This window comes from Pedobacter agri PB92, from assembly GCF_000258495.1.
Classification (GTDB): domain Bacteria; phylum Bacteroidota; class Bacteroidia; order Sphingobacteriales; family Sphingobacteriaceae; genus Pedobacter; species Pedobacter agri.
On the sequence record NZ_AJLG01000373.1, the window covers coordinates 1 to 304 of the forward strand.

Consider the following 304-nt stretch of genomic DNA (forward strand, 5'->3'; position numbering starts at 1 on the left):
TTCTTAAGAAGTTTTGTCTCCTGGTTTTCGTCCATCGCTGAAAGTTCATAAGATGTTTTAGATTGGACTAAGATAGCCAAATTATGTTTCTCCATCCATTTGCCAATGGTACTTGAAGGTAAGCCATATTTGCGTCCAGCTGCTCGCTGACTGAGCATACCCGATTTGATCTCGCAAATGATTTTCTCTTTAACATCCTCACCTAATCGCCCCCAAGGTTTTCTGGTTGCAATTTTTGTTTTGTCTTTGCTTTTTGTTGCCATTTTTCAGTTTTTAATGACAAGCTATAGCAGGACGAGACACT

1 protein-coding gene is annotated in these 304 nt (G+C 39.5%); it reads right to left on the reverse strand.

The window, feature by feature from the left end; genetic code table 11:
• On the reverse strand, nucleotides 1-263 hold a 263-nt coding region (locus ON09_RS23930; protein ID WP_010603606.1), incomplete at its 3' end, for a hypothetical protein.
• Nucleotides 264-304: the final 41 nt, after the last annotated feature.